Origin of the sequence: Streptomyces sp. NPDC050732 (assembly GCF_040654255.1) — a bacterium.
Classification (GTDB): Bacteria; Actinomycetota; Actinomycetes; order Streptomycetales; family Streptomycetaceae; genus Streptomyces.
Map to the genome: position 1 here is coordinate 183,428 of NZ_JBFAHP010000008.1, position 20,702 is coordinate 204,129.

A 20,702-nucleotide genomic window follows, 5' to 3' on the forward strand; every position below is an offset into this window, starting at 1 on the left:
CAGGTGTAGAAAGGCAATATGGCTACTGACCGGCGCACCCTCCTCGCAGACACGGCTCTCGACGTACTCGCCGACGAAGGGATGCGCGGCCTGACCCACCGCGCAGTGGACCGCCGGGCGGACATGCCGCCCGGCACCACATCGGCGTACTTCCGCACCCGCGCAGCACTGCTCACCGGCCTCGTCACACGCCTCGTCGAACTCGACCAGGCAGAACTGCACACGACGGCTGCGCAACTCCTGCCCCTCCCCACCGCCGAGGAACTGGTGAACGGCCTCGCCCTGCTCACCCATCAACGGCTCACCGGCGAGGGCCGCCGCCGCTCACTCGCCCGCTACGCCTGCACCCTTGAGAGCGTGCGAGACCAGGAACTACGCGAAATCCTCGTCCCCCGCGAGAACGCCGGCCGCGAGGCCGTTCGCTCGTTCCTCGCGGGGCACGGCGTGACGGACGTCGAGAACCGCGCCCAGACGCTGCTGACGTGCGTCGACGGCCTGGTCTTCGAACGGCTCGTATCCGGAGGGGAAGTGCCGCGCGAGGCTCTCGAAGGCCTCGTGACCGCTGCCATGCGTTAGCCCCTGACTTTGAGCGTTCACGGGGTTGGGCGACCGCGTGGAATCCCACTCGAAGCCGAAGGACGAGGCGGGCGACGGCGACGGTGACGGCGACGGTGACGAGCGGGCCTGGCACGAAGTGCGTCGGCGCCGGTCCTCGGCCCGGATCTGCGCCGAGCACACCAATGCCGAGCTGCACCAGTGGGCACCTCTACGACGCTTCACCGGACACCGTGATCGAGGCTTACGCCGAAATGCCCCTGGCGATCGCCGGCCTGCTCTCAGACCGGTCCGCGCAGCGACCCACCCGACGCGACGCCGGACGAGCACCGAACTCGCCCTCGTCCCATTCCCTCCGAGGTCGTTACCTCTTTGGGGCTGAGCCCGCCACGGTTGAGGAACTTGAAACGAAAGCACGTTGTCGCTCGCACCCCAAGCTCCTCGCTGAGCTCGCGGGCAGCTGCCTGCTCATGGGACTCGCCGATTCCGGCAGCACCCCCGACCCCGAGTTCGTAGTGCCCTGGGAAACGGGACAGCTGCTCGGCACGCCGATGGACGAGAAAACGGCCCTGTCGGTCGCGGCACACCACCACGCCGACCCGGTGCAGCCAGCCCTCCCGAACGGCGTCCCGCCGACTGACTGCCCCCAGCACACGGTCCTGAGCGTCAACACGTTCCACGAGTTCATCCACGTCGCACACGAGCGCAGGCACCACTGACACCCGTCCGGAAGTGACTGCCCGTGATCAGCGACTGCCTGGCATTTCTGCGCCCGCCCCGCGCTCCAGGCGCACGGCCGCCGCCACAGCCCGTAGCCGCCGCGACCGTGCTCGCCATTGGAAGTCGCGGCTCCGCCCTCCCAGCCAGCCGGAATACGAGAGGATGGGCGAAAGGCGTTTCCGGCAATGCCCGACGGGTGTTGTCCGTCAAGGGTGCCGATGGGCGGAAGGGTGCTGAGGCCATGGATAGCGAGGCGGAGGCACGGACCTTCCTGTCGAACCTCGCGCGGGCACTGCCGGCCGTCGCGCGCGATCCGAGTACGTTTCACCTGGAGGGACCGCTCAGGCATCCCGCTGTCGACGGGCTCTCGGTGCGCGCCCCGCGGGATCTCTTCGCCGCCCAGCTCTCGGACTCCGCGCCGCCCGCGGGCTGAAAGGAAAGCAGCCTTCCATGGACAAGGATGCCGGACCCCGCCTGGTGATCCGCCACGTTCCGGCGGGCCGGTCGGTGGTGCTGGTATGCCTGGCCGGCGAGCTGGACTTCGACACCGCGATCCTGCTGCGCGAAGCGATCGTGCAGGTCGCGGCGCGCCCCGAGGAGCAGCGTCGTCTGATGTTGGACCTGTCCGACCTCACCTACTGCGACAACGCCGGCGCGTTCACCCTGCTGGGCATCTGCCAGGCGCTGGACGCGGTCGGCACCGGGGTCGGCATCGAGGCCGCGTCCGTTGCCCGCACCGCCATCATCCGGGCAGGTCTCCAGGACCGGCTGCCCCTGCGCCCGGCCTGACCAGCATCGCGCTGCCCAGGGCGGTAGATGTCGCAGCGAGACGTCGTGCCGGCGGCCTCCGCCGCCCCTCGCGACCGTGCAGGGCGCGTGACGCGGCGGTGGTTGTCAGTGCTGGGTGGCAGACTGCCCGGCATGGTCGAACCGAACCCGAAAGCGGACCTGCTTCGATATCCGGGCGGCCGTTCTTCGGCGAAGAGCCGCCGCCCTGGTGGTATGCGGAGGAGGCGGAACCCGAAGCGGACATGTGGGCCACTGCGGGCGAGTCGCGCGAAGAGATCGTGGGGCTGTACCACCAGGCGTGGGAGCACTCCAACAGTACGATCGCGACGCTGCCCCTCGACGCGATCGGTCACGTCCCCGTGGTGGCCGGAGGAACGCCGAGAGGTGACACTGCATCACATCCTGGTACGCATGGTCTCCGAAACCCAGCGGCACGCCGGCCACGCCGACATCGTGCGATAGCTCATCGACGGCTCCGGAGCACGCCAGTTCGTGTTCAGCGCGGTAGCAGCAGCGGCAATCTCGCTTGAGACCAGCCGTGGCCGTGAATTGACTATGGGGGCCTGCCGACCCTGGGGCCGGGGCCGGGGCCGGGGCCGGGGCCGGAGTCGTAGGCGTGCGGCTCGTGGGGCCGACGATCCCGTCGGCTCACTCCTTCAGGCCATAGAAGTGGATGGGGGAGTTCGGTGCGAAACCGATGCGCGGGTAGACGGGGGCCCCGGCGACGGTCGCGTGCAAAGTGGCGCGGGTCAGCCCGGTGGCTCGGGCGCCCTCGTGCAGTGCCTTGCGCGTGACTGCCTCGCCGTAGCCCCTGCGCTGCCACTGCGGGTCGGTGGCGACGAAGGCGACGAAGAGGCGGCCGTGCGCTTCGACCGTCGCGGCGCACGCCACCGGGTCGTCACCCCGCATGGCCAGGTACGCGTACATCTCGCTCTTCCAGTACGCGGATCCGACCAGGCCGTCGCGGCCTTCCTCCAAAGGGAATCCGTAGGCGCTTGATTGGAGGTCCGCGTAGGCACACAGGTGCTCGTCGGTGCGTACACGCACGAACGTCAGGTCGGGGTGGACCGGGTCGGGGACGGGCAGCAGGTCTCCGGCCATGCCCGTCCCGGGGAAGGCGTACTGCAGGCCGGCCCGCTCGGCCGCCGCGGTCAGCGTGGTGCGGGCCTCGTCGTCGAGGAGGTCCTCGAAGAGCCACAGGAAGCCCGGGTGCTTCTTCGCACGCATGATGTCCGCCGCCTGGCTCAGACGTTGCGCGAGGAGATCGGCGCCCGCTTCCGGGTCGGTCAGGGTGATGCAGTTGTAGAACGAGAATCGGCAGTCGGCCCAGCGCACGGCGATGCCGGGGAGGTCGCGCACATCCGCGTCCGCATCGCGGTCGAGCACCAGGGCGCGCCAGGCGACGGTGAGCTGCTGCGCCGATTCGATGGATTCAGATTCAGATTCAGTGAGGTCAGTCACCGTACCCCCATGGGTCGTTGAGGTTGCCGTCGCGGAACTCGGTGTCGTCGTCATCAGATGATGCCCTCGAACTGCTTGTCCTCGGTTGGGGAGGTGGATCGGGGCACCTGGTAGGAGTCGCGTCCGAAGCGCCGCCACAGAGCGGCTATGAGGAAGGCCACCACTACGGCGACGGGGGTGTAGTTGAAGGTGGCGGCGGTGACCGGGCTGCTCTGCGGCAGCAGGAACAGCACCGTGACCGCGGCCGCCCACACCACCGCGATCCAGCCGATCGGCCGGCTCCAGCGGCCCAGGTGCCAGGGCCCAGGGGTGAATCGGTCTCGGTGGATCAGTCGCAGCAGCACTGGGATGGCGTAGGCCGAGGTGAATCCCACGACCGAGATGGCGGTCACCGCCGAGAACGCCGTGGTGGAGTACAAGGAAGGCAGTGCGAGTACGAAAGCCACGGCGACCGCGAGCCAGACCGCGTTGGCGGGGATGGCGGTGCGGCGGCTGATCTTCTTCCAGCGTGCCGATCCGGGCAGGGCGCCGTCCCGGGCGAAGGCGTAGATCATCCGGCTTGCGCTTGCGGTGACGGTGTAGCCGCACAGGAACTGGGCCACGATGATCACCAGCAGCAGGGCCTTGGCCGCCGCCATGCCCAGCGCGTCCAGGAGGATCTGCGCCACGGGTACGCCGGTCCCGCTGTCCAGGGTCGCGGCGTAGTCCTGGACGGCGAACAGCAGCGTGGCCAAAAGGATGCCGCCGGCGACCCAGGACACCGCCACCGAGCGGAAGACCCCGCGGGCCGCGGCGACGGAGGCATGGTTGGTCTCCTCGCTCAGATGGGCTGAGGTGTCATAGCCGGCGAGGGCGAAGACCGGCAGCAGCATGCCGAGCAGGATGACGTACACCGGGGCGCTCCAGCCGGTGTTGTTGGTGAACTCCGTGAAGACGAAGCCGGCCGACTGGTGGTGGGAGGGGACGAGCGCCAGGGAGCCGATGATGACGACGGCCCCTGCGAGATGCCACCACGCGCTCAAGGACGTCAGGATGTTCATCAGCCGAGTGCCGAAGAGGTTCAGGACCGCGTGCAGGGCGAGGATGACCGCGTACAGGGCCAGCAGGGAGCCCGGGGTCGGCGTGTAATCGAATTGCAGGTTCATCCACGCGGCGGTGAACGTCGCGATGCCGTAGTCCTGGGCGGCGATTCCGCCGAGCAGGCCCAGCAGGTTGAGCCAGCCGGTGTACCAGCTCCACCGCTCACCTCCGAGCTGGCGAGCCATGTAGTACAGGCCGCCACTGGTGGGGTAGCGGGAGGTGATCTCTGCCAGGGCCGCGGCCAGGCACAGCACGAGCGGGCCGACGGCGAGCCACCCCCACGTGATCACCGCGGGGCCACCCGAGTTCAGGCCGTAGCCGAACAGCAGCAAGGTCCCCGACATGATCGAGATGACCGACAGGGACGCTGAGAAATTGCCGAAAGCCCCCATCCGGCGGTGCAGTTGCTGGGTGTAGCCCAGCGACTGGAGGAGGCGCGCGTCCTCCTCGTCGTCGACCGGGTTCGGTTGCTGGCGCGGTGTTCTTACGGAAGTCATTGGTTCTCCGCACAGGAAAGCTGCAACAGGGGGTGCAGGCGGGTGGCTGCCGGGCCGCCGGCGGGACGTGGTGGTGCCGGGCCGGAGGTCATGGGTGTTCTCCCGCGTGCCGCGTGCGGGATCTCAGGCAGGCCTCACGGTCCTCCTCGAACGTCTTCCGCCACTGGTTCTCCGGGTAGCGGACGTCGTAGTGCCAAGGGGCAGGAGTGGCGAAGTCGCCGATGGCGTCGAACACTTCGGTGGCCCACTCAGCGAAGCCGCCCCTCGCCAAGGCGTACGCGAGGTGGTTCAGATCCAGCTGGGAACCGGTGGTCGGATCGCACTTCCGGAACCAGCCCTCGAACGCCTGCGTGACGGCCCGGGTGGTGTCCTCCCTGGTCCACAGGAGGTTCAGCATGGCCGCGGCCCCGTTGCCCCGTCGTTCCCGGTACTCCTGCACGCGGGCGTAGAGGGGCAGCAGAAGCAGCGGCGAGTCGGACGGTGCGAAGGAGACTGTCCAGCGGGCGAAATCCGTCGCGACAGCCTGGCGGCCCGCTGGACCCGGGCGGGCCTGGAGTGCCTGGGACATGCGGTGCCATGCCTCGCGGTTGAACGGATCCCGTCGGTGAACTTCCGCGAGCAGGCCCCATGGTCCGCCGGGCAGCAGATACTCATGGGGTGGGGGCGCCACATGATGCTCCGGGTAACGTCCTGTCATGTCCGTTTCGGCGAGAGCCAGGCGGCATATCCAGGGCACCGAGTCGTCGGGATTCCCCTCGCTCGCCCGGTGGCACGCCTCCCGGGCCCGGACCACCAGTTTCTCCAGGTCCCCCGCCTTCCGGTAGTCACGCGTCCAGTGCTTCCGGTGGGCCTGCAGCACTCGTTCGGTGGCGACTCTGGCGTACATCACCCGGGCAGCGAGGCTCGACGGTTCCTCCTTCAGCCACAACTCCACGACGTTGGCCTGCGCCGCGACGACCCCCAGCACCTGCGTGCGCGATATCCACTGCGGCCAGTTCCCGGTCCCCGCCAGCACCTGCCGCATCCGCAGCCAGTAACCCGCCTGAATATCCTGCACCGCCGCATAGAGGTCTGTGTCCCGGCCGGCCGGGTTCACCCCGCCGGCCGCGTTGGTCCTCTCCATCAACGCCCGCCCGGGCCGACGGGAGACAGGGCGTACTGCGGAGAACCGGCAACTGGAGCTGCGGAGGGCATGGATGGGCCGGGCTTCGTGCCGGGTGGCAACCCGTTGGGCTTCTGGGGTGCCTGCAGAGGCACGCGGGGCTCCTGCACAGGTACGCGGGGTGCCTTCGGTCCGTACTTCTGCGCCTGGCGTCTCGGCGTGCTGGTCGCTTTCACGCGGCGACCGACCGCTCGATGCTTGCTCTGCGGCAGGCCGCCTGCCGACAACTGCCATGAGCGCTGCGGCTCGCCGGGTGGTGTGAGTACGACGCCGAGCGGTGTGCACTGGCGGCCATAGGCAGAAGAACCCTCGGAACAGTTGGGACACGGGGTGGCGATGGATGGCGATAGGTGGCGCGGGCGGCACGGTCATGCGGGGCACAGCGGTGGGGTCGACGATCGGCGCGGAAACGACCGTGGTGCATAGCCCGGCCGACCGCTTTCGTCCGTTGCCGGTAGCGAGTGCCCGACAGGTACTTAAGTGCCTGGAGTGGCGCATGACCAGCGAAACCAAGATTGTTCGGTAGTTCGGACGCAGGTTTCGGCCATGCGGGAGGAGGGCGTAGCCATCCGTGATCGGACCGGTCAGCCGAAGCCAACCCGCAGCTCTCTCCCGCTTCTGCTCAGGGCGGCGGCCCTGCCCGGGCCGCGAGATCTCGCATCGGTTCCGGCACGTCGGACGGGGCCGCCGCCCCCGATGGCGGCACGACGGCTCGTCAGGCGCAGACTCATTCGGCCAGTTTGGTGCGGTAGTAACTGACTGTGAGCAGTGCCGTCGTGAGCGTAAATGTATCGGAATCCGGGCTTCGGGCGGGTCGGGCAGAGACATGACCCACTAGTACTCCAGCCGTAGATCGTGATCTCGCTGGTCGGGGCCGGCCGGCGGGGAGTCTCAACATCCGGGGGGGGGTAACCCCCGGCACCGCCCTGAGGACAGCGCATCGGTACGTCGGGGGAAAGCCGGATGGGGCGATCCATCCTCCGCTGGTGGGATGGTCGCCGACCGCCGGCTCCGGAGGCGGCACAGTCGCGGGGCACCACCTGAGCGGTGCCTGAACGCGCACGCAACCTGACCAGAGAAGGGGTCGTCATGCATGGGTTAAGAAGGCGTCGGCGAGATCTGCTCGTCCTGACCAGCCTGACTACAGCCGTCCTCGCCGCATCGACCGCGTCCACGGCGGCGGCGAAGCCGCGGCCGGCCGATCCGCTCCAACGGCAGGTGGAGGCGATCCGCGACACCGGGGCCGTCGGTGTGCACGCCGAGGTGACGTCACCGGACGCACGCGACCGCGCGTACGCCGGGACGGCCGCGATGAACACAAGGAGACCGATGCCGCGGGACGGCAGGTTCCGGATCGGCAGTGCCACCAAGACCTTCACCGCCACGGTTGTGCTGCAACTCGTCGGCGAGGGGCGCATGTCCCTGGAGGACACCGTCGAGCAGTGGCTGCCGGGAGTGGTCCGGGGCAACGGCAACGACGGCAGCCGGATCACCGTGCGGCAGCTGCTGCAGCACACCAGCGGCCTCCCTGATGTCGAGCCGGAGATACCCGCGTTGAACAGCGCGGACGGCTATCGGGCCGAGCGGTTCCGCACGTACACCCCCGAGGAGCTGGTGGGTCTGGCGATGCGGCAGAAGTCCTCCTCCCCGGGCGCCGGCTGGTCGTACTCCAACACCAACTACATTCTCGCCGCGATGATCATCCACAAGGTCACCGGCCGGAGTTGGGCACGGGAGGTGAAGAACCGGATCATCCGCCCCCTGGGTCTGAGGGACACCAGTACGCCCGGCGTCTTCCCGTCCATCCTTGGCCCGCACGCGCAGAGCTACGCCGCGTTCGGCACCGGCACCGGCACCGGCACCGGCACCGGCACCGGCACCGGCATCGGCATCGACGTCACGAAGCTCAATCCGAGTATGGCCGTCGGCTCCGGCTCGATCATCAGCACCGCGCATGATCTGAACCAGTTCTACGCCGCGCTGCTCGGCGGCCGCCTGCTGGCTCCGGCGCAGCTCGACGAGATGACGACCACCATGCCCGCGATGCCCGAGCTGGGCATGAGGTACGGACTCGGTCTGGCCGAGATCCCGTTGCCCTGTGGCGGCAGTTACTTCGGCCACAGGGGCAAACTCCTCGGCTATGTCACCTGGGGCGGCGCCACCCGGGACGGGACCCGGACCGCCGTGGTGTACGTCACCAGTGACGGTGGCCAGGACACCCAGCAGGCCATGATCACGCTCGTGGGTCAAGAACTGTGCCGGACCCGCGCCTCGACGAGGCCCTGATCGGCCGGATAGCGGGCCGGTTCGCACGGGTTGAGCACCGGCGCCGGGTGAGGGACTTGGTTCAGGGGCTGTTGTCGGACCTGCCGCGCAAGAACTGCTGGTCGATCGCCGAGTGGCCCGGGGAAACGAACCCGGTTGGCTTGCAGCACCTGCACGGCGAAGGTGCGGTGCTGGTGGTCGACGAGACCGGGGATGTGAAGAAGGGCACGCACACCGTCGGTGTCCAGCGCCAGTACGCCGGCACCGCCGGGAGATCGAAAACGCGCAGGTCGCCGTCTACCTCATCTACGCGGGAGGGCGCGGGCACGCGGCGGTGGGGACCGTGAGCTGTACATCGCGCGCTCGTGGACTGCGGATCCGGACCGCCGGCGGGCGGCGGGCCTGAGCGGGGACGTTGGGTTCGCGGCCAAGCCGGAGCTGGCCGCCCGGATGATCGGCCGCTTCCTGGACGCTGGGCACCGCATGGGCTGGGTGGCAGCCGATGAGGTCTACGGCGGCAACCTGAAGTTGCTGTCTGCCCTGGAAGGGCACAAGGTCAGCTACGTGCTCGCCGTCGCCTGCTCGGCTGAAGTCACCACCGGTGCAGGGAAGTTCCGCGCGGACGTCCTGGGTGCGAAGGTGCCGAAACTCAGGCATGAGAATCACGATCCACGGCTGGAGTGCTAGGTGACCGCCGCATCAACTTTCCGGGGTACAGTAGATCTTGAACTGGTCGCCACAACACGTGGTGCCTGGTGATGCGTCGGTGGTCCAAGGAAAGACGCCCCGCTTCCTGCGGGGAGATGCAGGTGCAAGGCCTGCCCGGCGCTCCATTAGAAGCCTGTACGCGCACTGCGCGTACAGGCTTCTTGTTGTCCCCGCCCGATCACCGACTGCTGGGCGGGGCGCTGTCAGCGCCGAGGCCAGAACTGGAGGACGTAGTGCTCCACCCCTACAGGGACTCCAAGGCGCGCTTCCATCTCCACCTCTGCGCGTCCACTGCATACTGCCCGGACCTGCCAGGTTCCTGACCGCTCCGACAAAGTGATCGGTTCCGGCATCGGTCCACCGGCCACTCCACGGGCTTGGAGCTTTCCAGACGTGCAAGCAATCTCAGTGAGAGCAGATTCCTCCCACTCGCCAGAGCGGGCCAATGGCTCCGTGTCCCATACCTCGATCACCAGCGTGGCTGTGTGGGTGTGGCCACCACTGGTGAAATCGAGACGGCCGGGTCGCGGTGCCACGAAGATGCCCTGCTCCCTAGCTGGGGGTGCGCAGCCGCAAGCCGGCGGACGTCGCCGACTCCGCCCTGGGTGTGGGTCTCCCAGTGCGTGCGTGTACAGCGAGCGAGCGGGCGGTCTCGTCGCAGAACATGAACCGCACCAGATTCCGCTCCCGGTGCGGCAGCGCCTCGAAGTCGGTGAGCAGTGCACGTGGCAGCTTGAGCTCCACATCGTTTGCCAGCACTCGGTTCCGCGATATTCGACTCAGCTCAGCTGGGGTCGGCATCCCGGCGATGCCGCAGGGTGGCGCCGAGCGCGCGCAGTGCGGGCGTGGCGTCGGCGAGGGCGTTCCGGTGATCGGGGGGTAGGGCGGCGAGGGCGTCGGCGAAGAGTTCCGTCCAGGCGCCTTCGATCCGCGCCATCCCGTGGGCGGCGTCGACTGTCGGGTACAGCTGTACGGCTCGGCGGTCATGCGGATCGGGTTCCCGGCGGAGCAGGCCCTGGGCGACCAGGCCTCGCACGGTGGTGCTGACGTTGCTTGCATGGAGCCCGAGTTCACGAGCGAGGGCGCTCGTTCCCGTCCCAGGGTGGTCCAGCACATAGCGCAGGACATCCAAGTCCGAGGGGGGCAAGGGGGGCAGGCCCGCATCGGCCACGCCGCGTAGTCGCAAGACGCGTGCGAGGGCGTAGAGAGCCGGGGTCAGTTCCCTGGCCTTGTGCAGCAGGTCCTCATCGTCATCGTCAGGTACGGCATCACCGGTCATCGATCCATCCTAGCTTTGTATATAGTTATATAACTATAGTGTCCTCGCTTCCCCTTCTCGCCTTCTCGTCTAGGAGCAGCGATGACCTCTCATGCCTCGATACGCGCCGGCCGATCTGAAGGAAAGGCGCCATCCCCGTCTCCGCCCAGCAGCCTCATTGCGGTCCTCGCACTGCTGTCCTTCGTGATCCCTCTGTCCACGGACATGTACCTGCCGGGCTTCCCGGCGATGGCGCGGGAACTGTCCACAGACGCCGCAGGCGTCCAACTCACCCTTACCGGCTTCCTCTTCGGGCTCGCGGCCGGCCAGCTGGTGCTCGGACCACTCTCCGACCGATACGGTCGTAGGAAGCCGATCCTCATCGGGACCGGCGTGTGCACGCTGGCGACCGCACTGTGCGCGGTCGCGCCCTCCCTCGGGATCCTGACCGGTCTGCGGTTCGTCATGGGATTCAGCGGAGCCGCAGGCGTCGTCGTCGGCAGGGCTGTGGTCTCGGATCTCGCATCAGGTACCGCTGCGGCACGAATCTTCAGCATGCTGATGGCTCTGGGCGGTATCGCCCCCATTGTGGCGCCGCTCGTCGGCGGGGCGGTGGTGGAAGGCCCTGGTGGCTGGCGCGCGGTGTTCTGGGTGCTGACCGGCGCGTCCGTACTCATGTTCCTGGCCTCGTTGTTCGTAGTGCCGGAGAGTCTGCCGCCTGATCGTCGCCACACCGACGGCATCGGCGGCACCCTGAAAGCTGCCGTCTCGGTGCTGACCGACCGCTCCTATCTCGGCTATACCCTCGCCTTCTGCTTCGCCAGCGCCACTTTGTTCTGCTACATCTCGGCTTCCCCCTTCCTGCTGCAGAACGTTCTGAACTTCACCGTCGGTGAGGCATCCGTCGCCTTCTCGATCGGCGCCTTCACCGCAACCTTGTCGAGCGCGGCGGCCGCGCGCCTTGTGGGGCGTTACCCCTCCCGATTCCTCCTGCGCGTGGGGTTGGTTCTGCTCCTGGTGTCCAGTGCGCTGGCCTTGCTCGTCACCGTCGCCGGACAGCTCAGCCGCGTATGGGCCCTGGGCCTGGTCGCTGTCGGGTTCCTCGGCCTCGGCCAGGTCTTCACCACCGCCACCGCACTCGCCCTCGAACGCGTGCCGTACGCGGCAGGCACCGGCTCGGCCGTGCTCGGTACGCTCCAGGGCGCGCTCGGCGCGGCCGTCGCGCCGCTGATGGGCATCGCAGGCGGGCACACTGTGGTGCCGCTCTTCCTCGGCATGACCCTCTGCGCGCTGATTGCCGTACTCGCTCTCTTGCTGACCAGGCACCATGGCGCACCTATTACGTCCTGAATCGGGCCGGGTGGGGGGCCCGCTCAACGCCTACGCTGCCCGGGGCAGGTCGGCTCCTCGGTTAATTTGCCGGAGGTGATGTTCGGCTGCGTCAGCCGAAGATGGCATCGGGTCAGCGTGGGGCCTCGTCGCCGCATTCGGCCTGCGGGAGCGCCTCGTTGTCTTCCCCGTTTGCGGCGGCCAGGAGCAGGGGTGCGGTCAAGAGCGTGAGGGTTCATGGTTTCCTGAATTCAGGGTTCTGTGTACTCTCGTGGGGTGCTGACTCTCGCCCGTGACATCGAGGTGCTGGCCCGTTTCGGTCGTGCGCTCGCCGACCCGATCCGCTGCCGCATTTTGCTCGCCCTGCGCGACGCCCCCGCCTACCCGGCCGATCTCGCCGACGTCCTCGGCGTCTCCCGCACCCGGCTGTCGAACCACCTGGCGTGCCTGCGTGACTGCGGCCTGGTCGTCGCCGTCCCCGACGGCCGGCGCACCCGCTACGAATTGGCCGACGAGCGCCTGGGCCATGCACTGGACGATCTGCGCACCGCCGTGGTCGCCGTCGAGGAGGACAAGACCTGTCCTGACTCGGAGACGAAGGACTGCTGCCGATGACAGCGATATCGCTCGGGCCCACCCCGGCCCGCCGCGACGTACTCGCGCGGCGGATACGGCTGCTGGTCGCCGCGACCATCACCTACAACGTCGTCGAGGCGGTCGTCGCCATCACCGCCGGGACGATCGCCTCCTCCACCGCGCTCATCGGCTTCGGCCTCGACTCCGTCATCGAGGTCTCCTCCGCCGCGGCGGTCGCCTGGCAGTTCTCCGCCCGTGATCACGTGGTGCGCGACGCCCGTGAGAAGACCACCCTGCGGATCATCGCCGTCTCCTTCTTCGCGCTCGCCGCGTACGTCGGCGTCGACGCCGCCCGAGCGCTGACCGGCACCGGCGAGGCCGACCGGTCGGTCCTCGGCATCGCCATCGCCGCCCTATCGCTGGCGATCATGCCGTTCCTGTCCGCCGCCCAGCGCCGGGCCGGGCGTGAACTCGGCTCCGCGAGCGCGGTCGCGGACTCCAAGCAGACCCTGTTGTGCACCTACCTGTCCGCGGTGCTGCTGGTTGGCCTGGTTCTCAACGCGACCTTGGGCTGGACCTGGGCCGACCCGGTCGCCGCCCTGGTGATAGCCGTCATCGCGGTGAAGGAGGGCCGCGACGCCTGGCAGGGCAAGGGATGTTGCGCGGTCCCTGCAGGGACGACGGCACCGGCCGAGGGCGCCTGCGTCTGCCGCCCGGGATGCGAGTGCGGCAACTGAGCCGACAAACGGCGTACAGCGACGTACAGCCCGACCTTCGACTGCGAGTTGCCCATCAGGCTCGGGCCCCCAACTACTTTGACGGACTGGGAGTTGGTGATCAGCATCACCGGGAACGGGCAGCATCCCTATGCAGTCGAATACGCGCCGTACGTCTGGCGACTGAGAGAACGTCACTGACCGGCCTGCGCTTTCGGATGCGGCGGATCAGCAGGCGGAGGTTTCGGTCGGGGCCCGCAGGTCGTAGCGGACGACGTCCGTGTTCTTCTTGAAGGCAATTCCCACATTCCCGATGGCGCCGCTCCCTCCGTACTGCGACCAGCTGATGGTCTTGATGTCCCCGGGCGCCACCTGCTTGCCGAGCGACATGGTCACCAGGTGTCCGGTGCACGCGAAGGTGGAACGGCTGCCGCCGGAAGGCGGTTTCGCCTGGACCACGCCGGAGCCGTCGACCTTGAGACGCTGTCGGTCGACCGTCTCCACCGTGTAGCCGTGCTTCAGCTTCCCTCCGTCCCTGGCGGTGGTGAAGGAGACGTCGAAATAGGCGATGTGCACGGTCACAGGCTTGCAGGGCTTCGGCGGCCCGCCGAGCTCGATGGGCAGGTAGCTGGTCACGCTGCGACCGAGGAGGTTTCTGTCCAGCCACTCCCGGTCGCCGCGGACACAGGTGGGCGCGGGGGAGGGGGACGCCGGGGTGGGTGTGGTGGAGGAGGGCGAACTCGCCGAGGGAGTGGCCGAGGAGGTGGCCGAGGCGGCGTCGTTCCGGCTCTCACCGCTGCTGCAGGCGGAAAGGCCGAGTGTTCCCGCCAGCACGGCGAGCAGTGCGATGACCCGTAACGCTGGTGGTTCTGCCTGGTCTGTCACCGGGCAATGCTGACGGAACGACACAGATGAGTCAACGGGGAGGGAGGCCGGTTGGTGTGCGGGCCGCGCCCAGGTGCCTTCAGTTGGCTTGTTCGTGCTCGTTGTCCAGCGGGCTCCCGGCTCCCGGCTCCCGGCTCCCGGCTCCTGGCTCCTGGGATGCCCCTGAGGGAGAGCGGGTTGCCGGTGCCCTGCGGGTACGGCCCGAGGAGAACACGTTGTCCTAGGTCGGTGTGCGGTGTGCGGTGTGCGGTGTGAGCTGGACGGCGGTGATCAACCCGGAGAGTTGTACGTCGCCGGTGGTGTGGCCTGAGGTGAGCAGTTCGGCGATCGAGCAGCCGAGCGCAGCCCCCGTACTGACACACTGATCCCATGATCAGGGTCACACGGGAACCACTGCCCGGGGGCGGACTCGTCCTGACCGTGCCGGGCGGTGGGCGGGTCACGCGCCCGCCCTTGCGCTTCGAGCGGGCGACGGAGCGCCGCTGGGTCCTCCTCCAGGACGAACAGCCGCTCATCCAGGCCCGGTCCGAAGGCGATGGTTGCTGTCGCGAGCTCCACCTGCGCCGTCTGCCCGGCCACCGCTCCCCGCTGCCGCCCCTGACCGCGGCGGCGATGAGGACTGGAGGCCGCAACTGGTCGCACCAGTATGCGCGTTGGCTCGAAGAGGCGGGGCGCGGCCCACTTCACGGAGGGCGTTGGCGACTGAGTCCGCGTGCCACCTTCGCGCCGGGCATCTGGAGCTGCGACCTCGTCCGCGACTGGCCCGACGCGACCCTCGAACAGCTCTGTGGAGGCGGCTGGCACGGCATCCTGCCGCTGCGACCGCTCGCGGCACCGGACGCCGCCCGCGTGAAGGCCTACCGGAAGCATGTCAGCGAGGGCACCCTCGCCCCCGTCCTGCTGTGGTGGGTGTCCTTCCTCGACGGCTGGCTGCTCCTCGACGGCCACGACCGGGCTGCGGCCGCACTGGCGGAGGGCACGGAACCGGCCTGCGTGGAGCTGGTCCGCGTCCCCGACGACACCGACTGGCGTGCGACCGCCGACCAGATCACCCGGGCCCACGAGGAACGGATGGCGCGCCTGGCCGCGCTCCCCGCCGGCCCGCACACCGCACGCCAACGGCAGGCCCTGGAACGCGGTTACGCCGACGCGATCTCCACCCTCCCGTACGAAGCGGAAACCACCAGGTGCCTCCCGAACCTCACCGAGTGAGCGCGCGCCACGTCGGCCGAACCGGGGTCAGCCGATAGGCGTCCCCGTCGGACACCACACGCCCGGCAGTGGGCTCGGGGAAGTGAGTGCCCAGCACGAGGGCATCGGTGTCGGCGAGCGACGCGAGGAGGGCGCGGCGCGAGACTTCGGCCTGGTCCGGGTCGATGTCGACGCAGCTGCCGAAGTGAGGGTGGGGGAGTTGGACAGGGTGATGGATCAAGTCGCCGGTTATCACTGCCGTTTCGTTGTGGCTGCCCAGCTGGATCGTGATGTGGCCCGGGGTGTGACCCGGAGTGGGTATCAGGCGTAGTCCGGGGGCTATTTCGGTGCCGCCGGCCGGGACGTCGATGAGGTCGAGCAGCCCGGCGTCCTCGATCGGATGCACGGAGTCGCGGAACATCTGCCGTCGCGCCTCGTCCATGTCGTACCCGGCCCAGAACTCCCGCTCGGTGCGGGAGGTGACGTAACGGGCGTTGGGGAAGGTGGGGATCCACACGCCGTCCGCCTCCCGGGTGTTCCAGCCGACGTGGTCGGTGTGCAGGTGCGTGAGGACGACCAGATCGACCGTGTCCGGGGGGAATCCGGCGTCGGTGAGGCGTTGCAGGTAGTCGGTGTCGAGGTTGTGCCAGGCCGGGTTGGCTCGTGTCTTGCCATTGCCGATGCCGGTGTCGACCAGCACCCGCAGTGTGCCCACGACGAACGCGAAGCTGTGGCTGTCGAGGTGCAGGACGCCCTGGTCGTCGGCGAAGTCGGGGCGGAGCCAGTGCTGTTGTGCGACCACGTCGGATGTGGCGTCGGGCAGCAGCCAGGGCCCGGTCGTGGGCGGCAGCGGTGTTTCGTCGACGCGGTGGACGGTGATGTCGCCGACGGTCCAGTAGGGGAGTGCGGAGGCGGCAGTGGGCGGGGCGGGCGGCCTGGCCCGGTCGTACGGGACCTCGTTCTGTGCCTCGTACTGTGCCGATTCGTTGGCCTCGTTGAGCTGGGTGGGCTGGGTGGCCTGGGTTGTTGATGGTGCCTTCATGGTGGTCCGTCCGTCCATTCCAGGGGCGAGCTCTAAAAGCTAAGCGTTTGCGTTTGGTGAGCGTAGGGCCTAATGTCGAGCTAACGCAAACACTTAGCTTTTAACTTCTGGCTTTTGGCTTCCAGGGGTGGCGGAGGCGACACCGGACCTCCTCCTTACTCCCACGACACGGAAGGGATTCCATGCCCACCCCCACCGAAGAACTCACACCGTCTGAGGCCGCCCGATGGGCAGCGCGAGACGGCCTCCCGCTGGCAGCCGATCGGCACCAGGCCGTCGCCGCCACGGCGAACCACATCCACTCCGTCGTCGCCGTCCTCCGCGAACTGGACTTCGCGGACACCCCGCCGTCCGCGCTCCCGCCGGCCCACCACACCGCGGAGGAGAACCGCCATGCAGCCGTATGAGCTGTCCCTCGCCGCTGCCGCGGACGAGATTCGGGCGCGTCGACTCTCACCCGTGGAACTCGTCGACTCGGTGCTGAACCGGATCGAGCGGACGGAACCCCGCTTCCAGGCATACGTCACGGTGACGGCGGAGCGGGCACGTAGAGCGGCACGTGATGCTGAACATGCGGTCGCCGCCGGGCAGTTGAAGGGCCCCTTGCACGGAATCCCCGTGGCGCTGAAGGACCTGATCGATGTCGCCGGTGTGGCGACCACCGCCAGCTCCCGGGTCCGGGCGGACCACCGGGCGGACGCCGACAGTACGGTCGCGGCGCGCCTGGCTGCGGCCGGCACCGCCTTGGTGGGCAAGACTCACACCCACGAGTTCGCCTACGGACTGACCACGCCGCAGACCAACAACGCCTGGGACCCGGAACGGGTGGCCGGCGGCTCCAGCGGCGGTTCGGCCGTCGCCGTGGCGGCGGGCGCGGCGACCTTCGCCCTGGGGACCGACACGGGCGGGTCGATCCGCGTGCCGGCCGCACTGAACGGTGTCGTCGGCCTCAAACCCACGTACGGCCTCGTTCCCCGGCACGGTGTGACGTCCCTGTCCTGGACGCTGGACCACGTCGGCCCCCTGACCCGTACCGTCGAGGACGCGGCCCTGGCGATGTCCGTCCTCGCCGGACACGACCCGCGCGACCCCGCCAGCCTCTCCGTGCCTCCCGTGGACTACCGCCCGCCCCCGGGCGCGGACCTGACAGGGCTGCGGGTCGGAGTCCCCCGGAACTACTACTTCGACCACGTCGACCCCGAGGTCGAGGCCGCCGTACGAGCCGCCGTCACCCAACTCGCAACCTTCGGCGCGACTCTCGTCGAGGTCGAAATCCCGATGACCCGCTACGTCCAGGCCACGCAATGGGGCCTGATGGTCCCGGAAGCCACCGCCTACCACGAGCGGACTCTGCGCTCGGACCCAGGACAGTACGGCGCCGACGTCCGGATCCTCCTGGAAGCCGGCGCGCTCATGCCCGCCGGCGACTACCTGCGCGCCCAACGAGCCCGCACTCTCATGCGCCAGGCCTGGCTGAGCATGCTGGACGAGGTCGACGTGGTCGCCGCACCGACCGTTCCCGCGACCGCGGTGCGCTCGGAGCAGGAGACCATCACATGGGCCGACGGCACTTCGGAGAGCGTCTCCGACGCGTATGTACGCCTCTCCGCCCCGGCCGACATCACCGGCATACCGGCGCTGTCCGTGCCGGTCGGCCGTGACCGTGCGGGCATGCCCATCGGCATGCAACTCCTCGGCCGCCCGCTCACCGAGGCCATGCTCCTGCGGGTGGGGCACGCCTACGAGCAGACAGTCCCCGCGCAGTGTGCAGTCGCGGCCCGATCGGCACACACGTCCAGCCACGTGGAGGATTCGCTTTAAGGTGATGACGTGAGTAGTCGTAAGCCGATGACGCGCCCGGGTGGGCGCAGCGCCCGAGTACAGGAAGCGGTGCACACCGCCGTGCGCGAGCTCGCGGCCGAGGTGGGCCGCGACACACTGACGGTGCCGCTGATCGCCGCCCGCGCCGAAGTCACCCCCTCGACGATCTACCGCCGCTGGGGGGACCTGCAGGCGCTCCTGTCGGACGTGGCGGTCGAGCGCCTGCGCCCCGAGGCGCCGCCGGAGGACCGAGGGGACCTGACATCCGACCTCGAAGCCTGGGCGGAACAGTTCCTCGACGAGATGTCGTCCTCCGCGGGCCGGGCCTACATCCGCGACGCGCTGCTCGGTGACCCCGACGGCAGCAACGCGGGGCAGTGCTCCGCCTACGCGGCCGAGCAGATCGACGTCATCCTGGCGCGCGCGACCGACCGCGGGGAGGCCGCCCCCGACGTCGAGACCGTCCTGGACCACGTCGTCGCCCCGGTGATGTACCGCATCCTCTTCCGGCCGACCGGCCATGACGCCGCGTACGCCCGCCGACTGGTGGCCGAAGTGCTCCACACCGTTACGGGATAATCGCTGGCCGCCGTCGGCGGGAGATGTTCATACTGCCGCAATGGATCCGGTGACTCTTGAGACCGACCGTCTGGTGCTGCGGGCCTTCACGCCCCACGACGTGGACGCGGTGTATGACGCCTGCCAGGACGAGGACATTCAGTACTACACGCCGGTTCCGGTGCCGTACCGGCGTGAGCACGCCGAGAAGAGCGTCGGCGAGGAGTGGCCCGCGGGCTGGGCCACGGACAAGGACTACACCCTTGGTGCGTTCCTCAAGGGCAGCGGCACGTTCGTCGGCACGTACTGCCTGACCCGGATGAGCCGGGGCGTCTTCGAACTCGGCTACTGGGCCGTCAAGGAGCAGCGCGGCCACGGCTATTCGGTCGAGGCCGCGCGAGCGCTCTGCGACTGGGGATGGGCCACACTCGATGTCCACCGCATCGAGTGGTGGGCCATGGTCGGCAATACCGGGTCGCGCGCCATCGCCGAGAAGCTGGGCTTCACCGTCGAAGGAACCCTGAGGAACCGCGCCATCGCCAACGACGGCAACCCGCACGACTGGTGGGTGGGCGGCCTGCTGAGGCGTTGAGATTGGGGCGGCCGGACCAGCAGCAGCGCGGTCGGGCCCGCAGGCCCGCAGGTCTTCAAGCCCTCACACCCTCACACCCTCAAGGCTTCAGGCCCTCGTCCCTCCGGGCGCAGGCTCAGGATGAGGTCGCGCGGCAGGCCGTGCGTGTCGTGGAGATAGTGCAAGTCCTCCTCGTCGAGCGGCCCTTGGAAGCGGGGCCGGGCCAGGATCCGCTGCCCGCGCTCCAGCAGCCGACGGAACCGGCGCTCCTCGTCGAGCAGGACGACGCGTACGTCGACGGGATCCACGTCCTGGTGGAAGTGGTCCAGAGTGTGCTGGATCAGATCGCCCGGCAGGTCGCCGAGCCCGCGCGTGGGATCGTCACGCCACACCACGGTGAGCAGGCGCCGGACCAGGCGTCGCAGCACGTAGCCGCGACCGGTGTTGCTCGGGCGCACCCCGTCGCCGATCACCACCACGGCCGAACGCAGATGGTCGCAGACGATCCGCAGTGACGGTTCGTCGAGCTGCCACAACCCCGGAACGAGCAGACGCCAGGGAGCGAAGACATCGCACTCGAACACCGACGATTTTCCCTGCAGCAACGAGACCAGCCGCTCCAGGCCGAGCCCCGTGTCGACATTCCGCTGGGGGAGCGGCACGAGTGAACCGTCGTCAAGCTTGCGGTAGCGCATAGTGACGTGGTTCCACACCTCCACCCAACGGTCGTCGTGCGTGGGTGTCGACCGCGGCGGGGCGTCGCCGGTCCAGAGGAAGATCTCGGAATCAGGACCGCACGGGCCGGTCGGTCCGTTGGACCACCAGTTGTCCTCCACGGTCAACTCCACCGGAACCCCGAGTTCCTCCCACACCTCCAGGGAAGCGGTGTCCAGGCCGGTGCGGTCGTCGCCGCCGAAGACCGTGGCGTGCATCATGCGGGGAGCGATGCCGAGGCCCTCGGTGAGCAGCTCGTATCCCCACCGGAGACTCTGCGGCCCTTCGTAGTCGCCGAGCGACCAGGTGCCGAGCATTTCGAAGACGGTCAGATGGGTGGGATCGCCGACTTCTTCGAGGTCCGTGGTGCGCAGACAGCGCTGCACATTGACGAGTCGGCTGCCGAGGGGGTGCGGGCGCCCCTCCAGGTACGGGACGAGGGAGTGCATGCCCGAAGTGGTGAACAGGACGGAATCCCCGGGCGGCGGCAGCAGAGTCGACCCGGTGATCCGGTGATGGCCGCGCTCCTGGAAGTACTCGACGAACGTGCTTATTACCGAGTCGGTGTTTATGAGGTGGCTCCTTCGCGTGTACGAGCGGGGAGGCACCGGACAACGGGTCCGCGCGGTCGTCGGATCGTGGCGAGGGAGCCGGCGAGAGAGCCAGGAGCCACAGGAACATCGGCGGGCCGTTTCCGGTCGCCGATGGAATGAACGAAAGACGTCAGGCGGCGGCAACCGGCGAGCTGGTCGCTCGCGCGGTCGCGGTGTGGCCTTGGCCGGTGACGTTCATGCAGCCGACGAT

Annotated in this window: 19 protein-coding genes, 1 tRNA gene and 3 pseudogenes; 15 read left to right on the forward strand and 8 right to left on the reverse strand. The window is 68.8% G+C overall.

Going from position 1 to position 20,702, the window contains the following annotated elements:
- Positions 1–18: 18 nt before the first annotated feature.
- Complete coding sequence (locus AB0H82_RS09970; RefSeq protein ID WP_362990722.1) at positions 19–576, forward strand: TetR family transcriptional regulator C-terminal domain-containing protein; 558 nt, start codon at positions 19–21, stop codon at positions 574–576.
- Positions 577–929: 353 nt separating this feature from the next.
- Here the strand turns inward: AB0H82_RS09970 and AB0H82_RS09975 are convergent.
- Positions 930–1,247: pseudogene (locus AB0H82_RS09975) on the reverse strand (NUDIX domain-containing protein); the annotation flags it as partial.
- 269 nt (positions 1,248–1,516) lie between these two features.
- On the opposite strand from AB0H82_RS09975, the gene AB0H82_RS09980 reads away from it, so the two are divergent.
- The 3 genes and pseudogenes from AB0H82_RS09980 to AB0H82_RS09990 all read left to right on the forward strand — a co-directional run.
- Positions 1,517–1,708 (forward strand): hypothetical protein, encoded by a 192-nt coding sequence (locus AB0H82_RS09980; protein WP_362990724.1) that lies wholly within the window; start codon positions 1,517–1,519, stop codon positions 1,706–1,708.
- Between the two features lie 17 nt (positions 1,709–1,725).
- Positions 1,726–2,064: an STAS domain-containing protein gene (locus AB0H82_RS09985; RefSeq protein ID WP_362990726.1), complete on the forward strand. Its 339-nt coding sequence runs from the start codon at positions 1,726–1,728 to the stop codon at positions 2,062–2,064.
- Between the two features lie 132 nt (positions 2,065–2,196).
- A pseudogene (locus AB0H82_RS09990) lies at positions 2,197–2,523 on the forward strand (DUF664 domain-containing protein); the annotation flags it as partial.
- A gap of 189 nt (positions 2,524–2,712) precedes the next feature.
- Here the strand turns inward: AB0H82_RS09990 and AB0H82_RS09995 are convergent.
- The 3 genes from AB0H82_RS09995 to AB0H82_RS10005 all read right to left on the reverse strand — a co-directional run bounded on the left by AB0H82_RS09995 (position 2,713) and on the right by AB0H82_RS10005 (position 6,225).
- On the reverse strand, positions 2,713–3,525 hold the full coding sequence (locus AB0H82_RS09995) for a GNAT family N-acetyltransferase (RefSeq protein ID WP_362990728.1): 813 nt from the start codon (positions 3,523–3,525) through the stop codon (positions 2,713–2,715).
- A gap of 53 nt (positions 3,526–3,578) precedes the next feature.
- A complete protein-coding gene (locus tag AB0H82_RS10000) occupies positions 3,579–5,102 on the reverse strand; it encodes an amino acid permease (RefSeq protein ID WP_362990730.1) in 1,524 nt (507 codons plus the stop codon).
- A gap of 88 nt (positions 5,103–5,190) precedes the next feature.
- Entirely contained in the window at positions 5,191–6,225 is a 1,035-nt protein-coding gene (locus AB0H82_RS10005; protein WP_362990732.1) for a hypothetical protein, read from the reverse strand.
- Between the two features lie 1,128 nt (positions 6,226–7,353).
- On the opposite strand from AB0H82_RS10005, the gene AB0H82_RS10010 reads away from it, so the two are divergent.
- The 3 genes and pseudogenes from AB0H82_RS10010 (at position 7,354) to AB0H82_RS10020 (ending at position 9,362) form a co-directional block, all read left to right on the forward strand.
- Positions 7,354–8,550, forward strand: coding sequence for a serine hydrolase domain-containing protein (locus tag AB0H82_RS10010; RefSeq protein ID WP_362990734.1), 1,197 nt, complete (start codon positions 7,354–7,356; stop codon positions 8,548–8,550).
- Positions 8,550–9,177 (forward strand): annotated as a pseudogene (locus AB0H82_RS10015) (transposase); the annotation flags it as partial. The gene AB0H82_RS10010 and the pseudogene AB0H82_RS10015, both read left to right, overlap by 1 nt.
- A 112-nt stretch (positions 9,178–9,289) precedes the next feature.
- Positions 9,290–9,362, forward strand: a tRNA-Gly gene (locus AB0H82_RS10020).
- Positions 9,363–10,021: 659 nt separating this feature from the next.
- On the opposite strand, the gene AB0H82_RS10025 is transcribed toward AB0H82_RS10020, so the two are convergent.
- A complete protein-coding gene (locus tag AB0H82_RS10025) occupies positions 10,022–10,516 on the reverse strand; it encodes a MarR family winged helix-turn-helix transcriptional regulator (protein WP_362990736.1) in 495 nt (164 codons plus the stop codon).
- Between the two features lie 81 nt (positions 10,517–10,597).
- On the opposite strand from AB0H82_RS10025, the gene AB0H82_RS10030 reads away from it, so the two are divergent.
- From AB0H82_RS10030 to AB0H82_RS10040, 3 genes are all read left to right on the forward strand, one after another.
- Positions 10,598–11,845, forward strand: a complete 1,248-nt coding sequence (locus tag AB0H82_RS10030; protein ID WP_362990738.1) for a multidrug effflux MFS transporter — start codon at positions 10,598–10,600, stop codon at positions 11,843–11,845.
- A 255-nt stretch (positions 11,846–12,100) separates the two neighbouring features.
- Positions 12,101–12,439: a metalloregulator ArsR/SmtB family transcription factor gene (locus tag AB0H82_RS10035; RefSeq protein WP_362990740.1), complete on the forward strand. Its 339-nt coding sequence runs from the start codon at positions 12,101–12,103 to the stop codon at positions 12,437–12,439.
- Positions 12,436–13,137: a cation transporter gene (locus tag AB0H82_RS10040; RefSeq protein ID WP_362990742.1), complete on the forward strand. Its 702-nt coding sequence runs from the start codon at positions 12,436–12,438 to the stop codon at positions 13,135–13,137. The genes AB0H82_RS10035 and AB0H82_RS10040 overlap by 4 nt, the downstream gene beginning before the upstream one ends.
- A 207-nt stretch (positions 13,138–13,344) precedes the next feature.
- On the opposite strand, the gene AB0H82_RS10045 is transcribed toward AB0H82_RS10040, so the two are convergent.
- A complete protein-coding gene (locus AB0H82_RS10045; RefSeq protein WP_362990744.1) occupies positions 13,345–14,001 on the reverse strand; it encodes a hypothetical protein in 657 nt (218 codons plus the stop codon).
- A gap of 369 nt (positions 14,002–14,370) precedes the next feature.
- Here AB0H82_RS10045 and AB0H82_RS10050 point away from each other — a divergent pair, with 369 nt between their 5' ends.
- On the forward strand, positions 14,371–15,213 hold the full coding sequence (locus AB0H82_RS10050; protein ID WP_362990745.1) for a hypothetical protein: 843 nt from the start codon (positions 14,371–14,373) through the stop codon (positions 15,211–15,213).
- Here the strand turns inward: AB0H82_RS10050 and AB0H82_RS10055 are convergent.
- Complete coding sequence (locus AB0H82_RS10055; protein WP_362990747.1) at positions 15,203–16,234, reverse strand: MBL fold metallo-hydrolase; 1,032 nt, start codon at positions 16,232–16,234, stop codon at positions 15,203–15,205. The two genes, AB0H82_RS10050 and AB0H82_RS10055, sit on opposite strands and share 11 nt — an antisense overlap.
- A gap of 182 nt (positions 16,235–16,416) precedes the next feature.
- Between AB0H82_RS10055 and AB0H82_RS10060 the strand changes: the two genes are divergently transcribed.
- The 4 genes from AB0H82_RS10060 to AB0H82_RS10075 are packed head-to-tail and all read left to right on the forward strand — an operon-like array spanning position 16,417 to position 19,205.
- Positions 16,417–16,641, forward strand: coding sequence for a hypothetical protein (locus tag AB0H82_RS10060; RefSeq protein WP_362990749.1), 225 nt, complete (start codon positions 16,417–16,419; stop codon positions 16,639–16,641).
- A complete protein-coding gene (locus AB0H82_RS10065) occupies positions 16,628–18,055 on the forward strand; it encodes an amidase (protein WP_362990750.1) in 1,428 nt (475 codons plus the stop codon). The genes AB0H82_RS10060 and AB0H82_RS10065 overlap by 14 nt, the downstream gene beginning before the upstream one ends.
- Positions 18,056–18,082: 27 nt before the next feature.
- On the forward strand, positions 18,083–18,634 hold the full coding sequence (locus AB0H82_RS10070) for a TetR/AcrR family transcriptional regulator (protein ID WP_362990803.1): 552 nt from the start codon (positions 18,083–18,085) through the stop codon (positions 18,632–18,634).
- 40 nt (positions 18,635–18,674) lie between these two features.
- On the forward strand, positions 18,675–19,205 hold the full coding sequence (locus AB0H82_RS10075; RefSeq protein ID WP_362990752.1) for a GNAT family N-acetyltransferase: 531 nt from the start codon (positions 18,675–18,677) through the stop codon (positions 19,203–19,205).
- Between the two features lie 71 nt (positions 19,206–19,276).
- On the opposite strand, the gene AB0H82_RS10080 is transcribed toward AB0H82_RS10075, so the two are convergent.
- Positions 19,277–20,470 (reverse strand): alanine--tRNA ligase-related protein, encoded by a 1,194-nt coding sequence (locus AB0H82_RS10080; protein WP_362990805.1) that lies wholly within the window; start codon positions 20,468–20,470, stop codon positions 19,277–19,279.
- Between the last annotated feature and the right edge of the window lie 232 nt (positions 20,471–20,702).

Excerpts from the sequence above, each read along its gene's own strand:
- AB0H82_RS09970 (WP_362990722.1), top strand. The coding sequence starts at position 19 with ATGGCTACTGACCGGCGCACCCTCCTCGCAGACACGGCTCTCGACGTA.
- AB0H82_RS09980 (WP_362990724.1), top strand. The coding sequence starts at position 1,517 with ATGGATAGCGAGGCGGAGGCACGGACCTTCCTGTCGAACCTCGCGCGG.
- AB0H82_RS09985 (WP_362990726.1), top strand. The coding sequence starts at position 1,726 with ATGGACAAGGATGCCGGACCCCGCCTGGTGATCCGCCACGTTCCGGCG.
- AB0H82_RS10000 (WP_362990730.1), bottom strand. The coding sequence starts at position 5,102 with ATGACTTCCGTAAGAACACCGCGCCAGCAACCGAACCCGGTCGACGAC.
- AB0H82_RS10005 (WP_362990732.1), bottom strand. The coding sequence starts at position 6,225 with ATGGAGAGGACCAACGCGGCCGGCGGGGTGAACCCGGCCGGCCGGGAC.
- AB0H82_RS10010 (WP_362990734.1), top strand. The coding sequence starts at position 7,354 with ATGCATGGGTTAAGAAGGCGTCGGCGAGATCTGCTCGTCCTGACCAGC.
- AB0H82_RS10025 (WP_362990736.1), bottom strand. The coding sequence starts at position 10,516 with ATGACCGGTGATGCCGTACCTGACGATGACGATGAGGACCTGCTGCAC.
- AB0H82_RS10030 (WP_362990738.1), top strand. The coding sequence starts at position 10,598 with ATGACCTCTCATGCCTCGATACGCGCCGGCCGATCTGAAGGAAAGGCG.
- AB0H82_RS10040 (WP_362990742.1), top strand. The coding sequence starts at position 12,436 with ATGACAGCGATATCGCTCGGGCCCACCCCGGCCCGCCGCGACGTACTC.
- AB0H82_RS10050 (WP_362990745.1), top strand. The coding sequence starts at position 14,371 with ATGATCAGGGTCACACGGGAACCACTGCCCGGGGGCGGACTCGTCCTG.
- AB0H82_RS10055 (WP_362990747.1), bottom strand. The coding sequence starts at position 16,234 with ATGAAGGCACCATCAACAACCCAGGCCACCCAGCCCACCCAGCTCAAC.
- AB0H82_RS10060 (WP_362990749.1), top strand. The coding sequence starts at position 16,417 with ATGCCCACCCCCACCGAAGAACTCACACCGTCTGAGGCCGCCCGATGG.
- AB0H82_RS10065 (WP_362990750.1), top strand. The coding sequence starts at position 16,628 with ATGCAGCCGTATGAGCTGTCCCTCGCCGCTGCCGCGGACGAGATTCGG.
- AB0H82_RS10070 (WP_362990803.1), top strand. The coding sequence starts at position 18,083 with ATGACGCGCCCGGGTGGGCGCAGCGCCCGAGTACAGGAAGCGGTGCAC.
- AB0H82_RS10075 (WP_362990752.1), top strand. The coding sequence starts at position 18,675 with ATGGATCCGGTGACTCTTGAGACCGACCGTCTGGTGCTGCGGGCCTTC.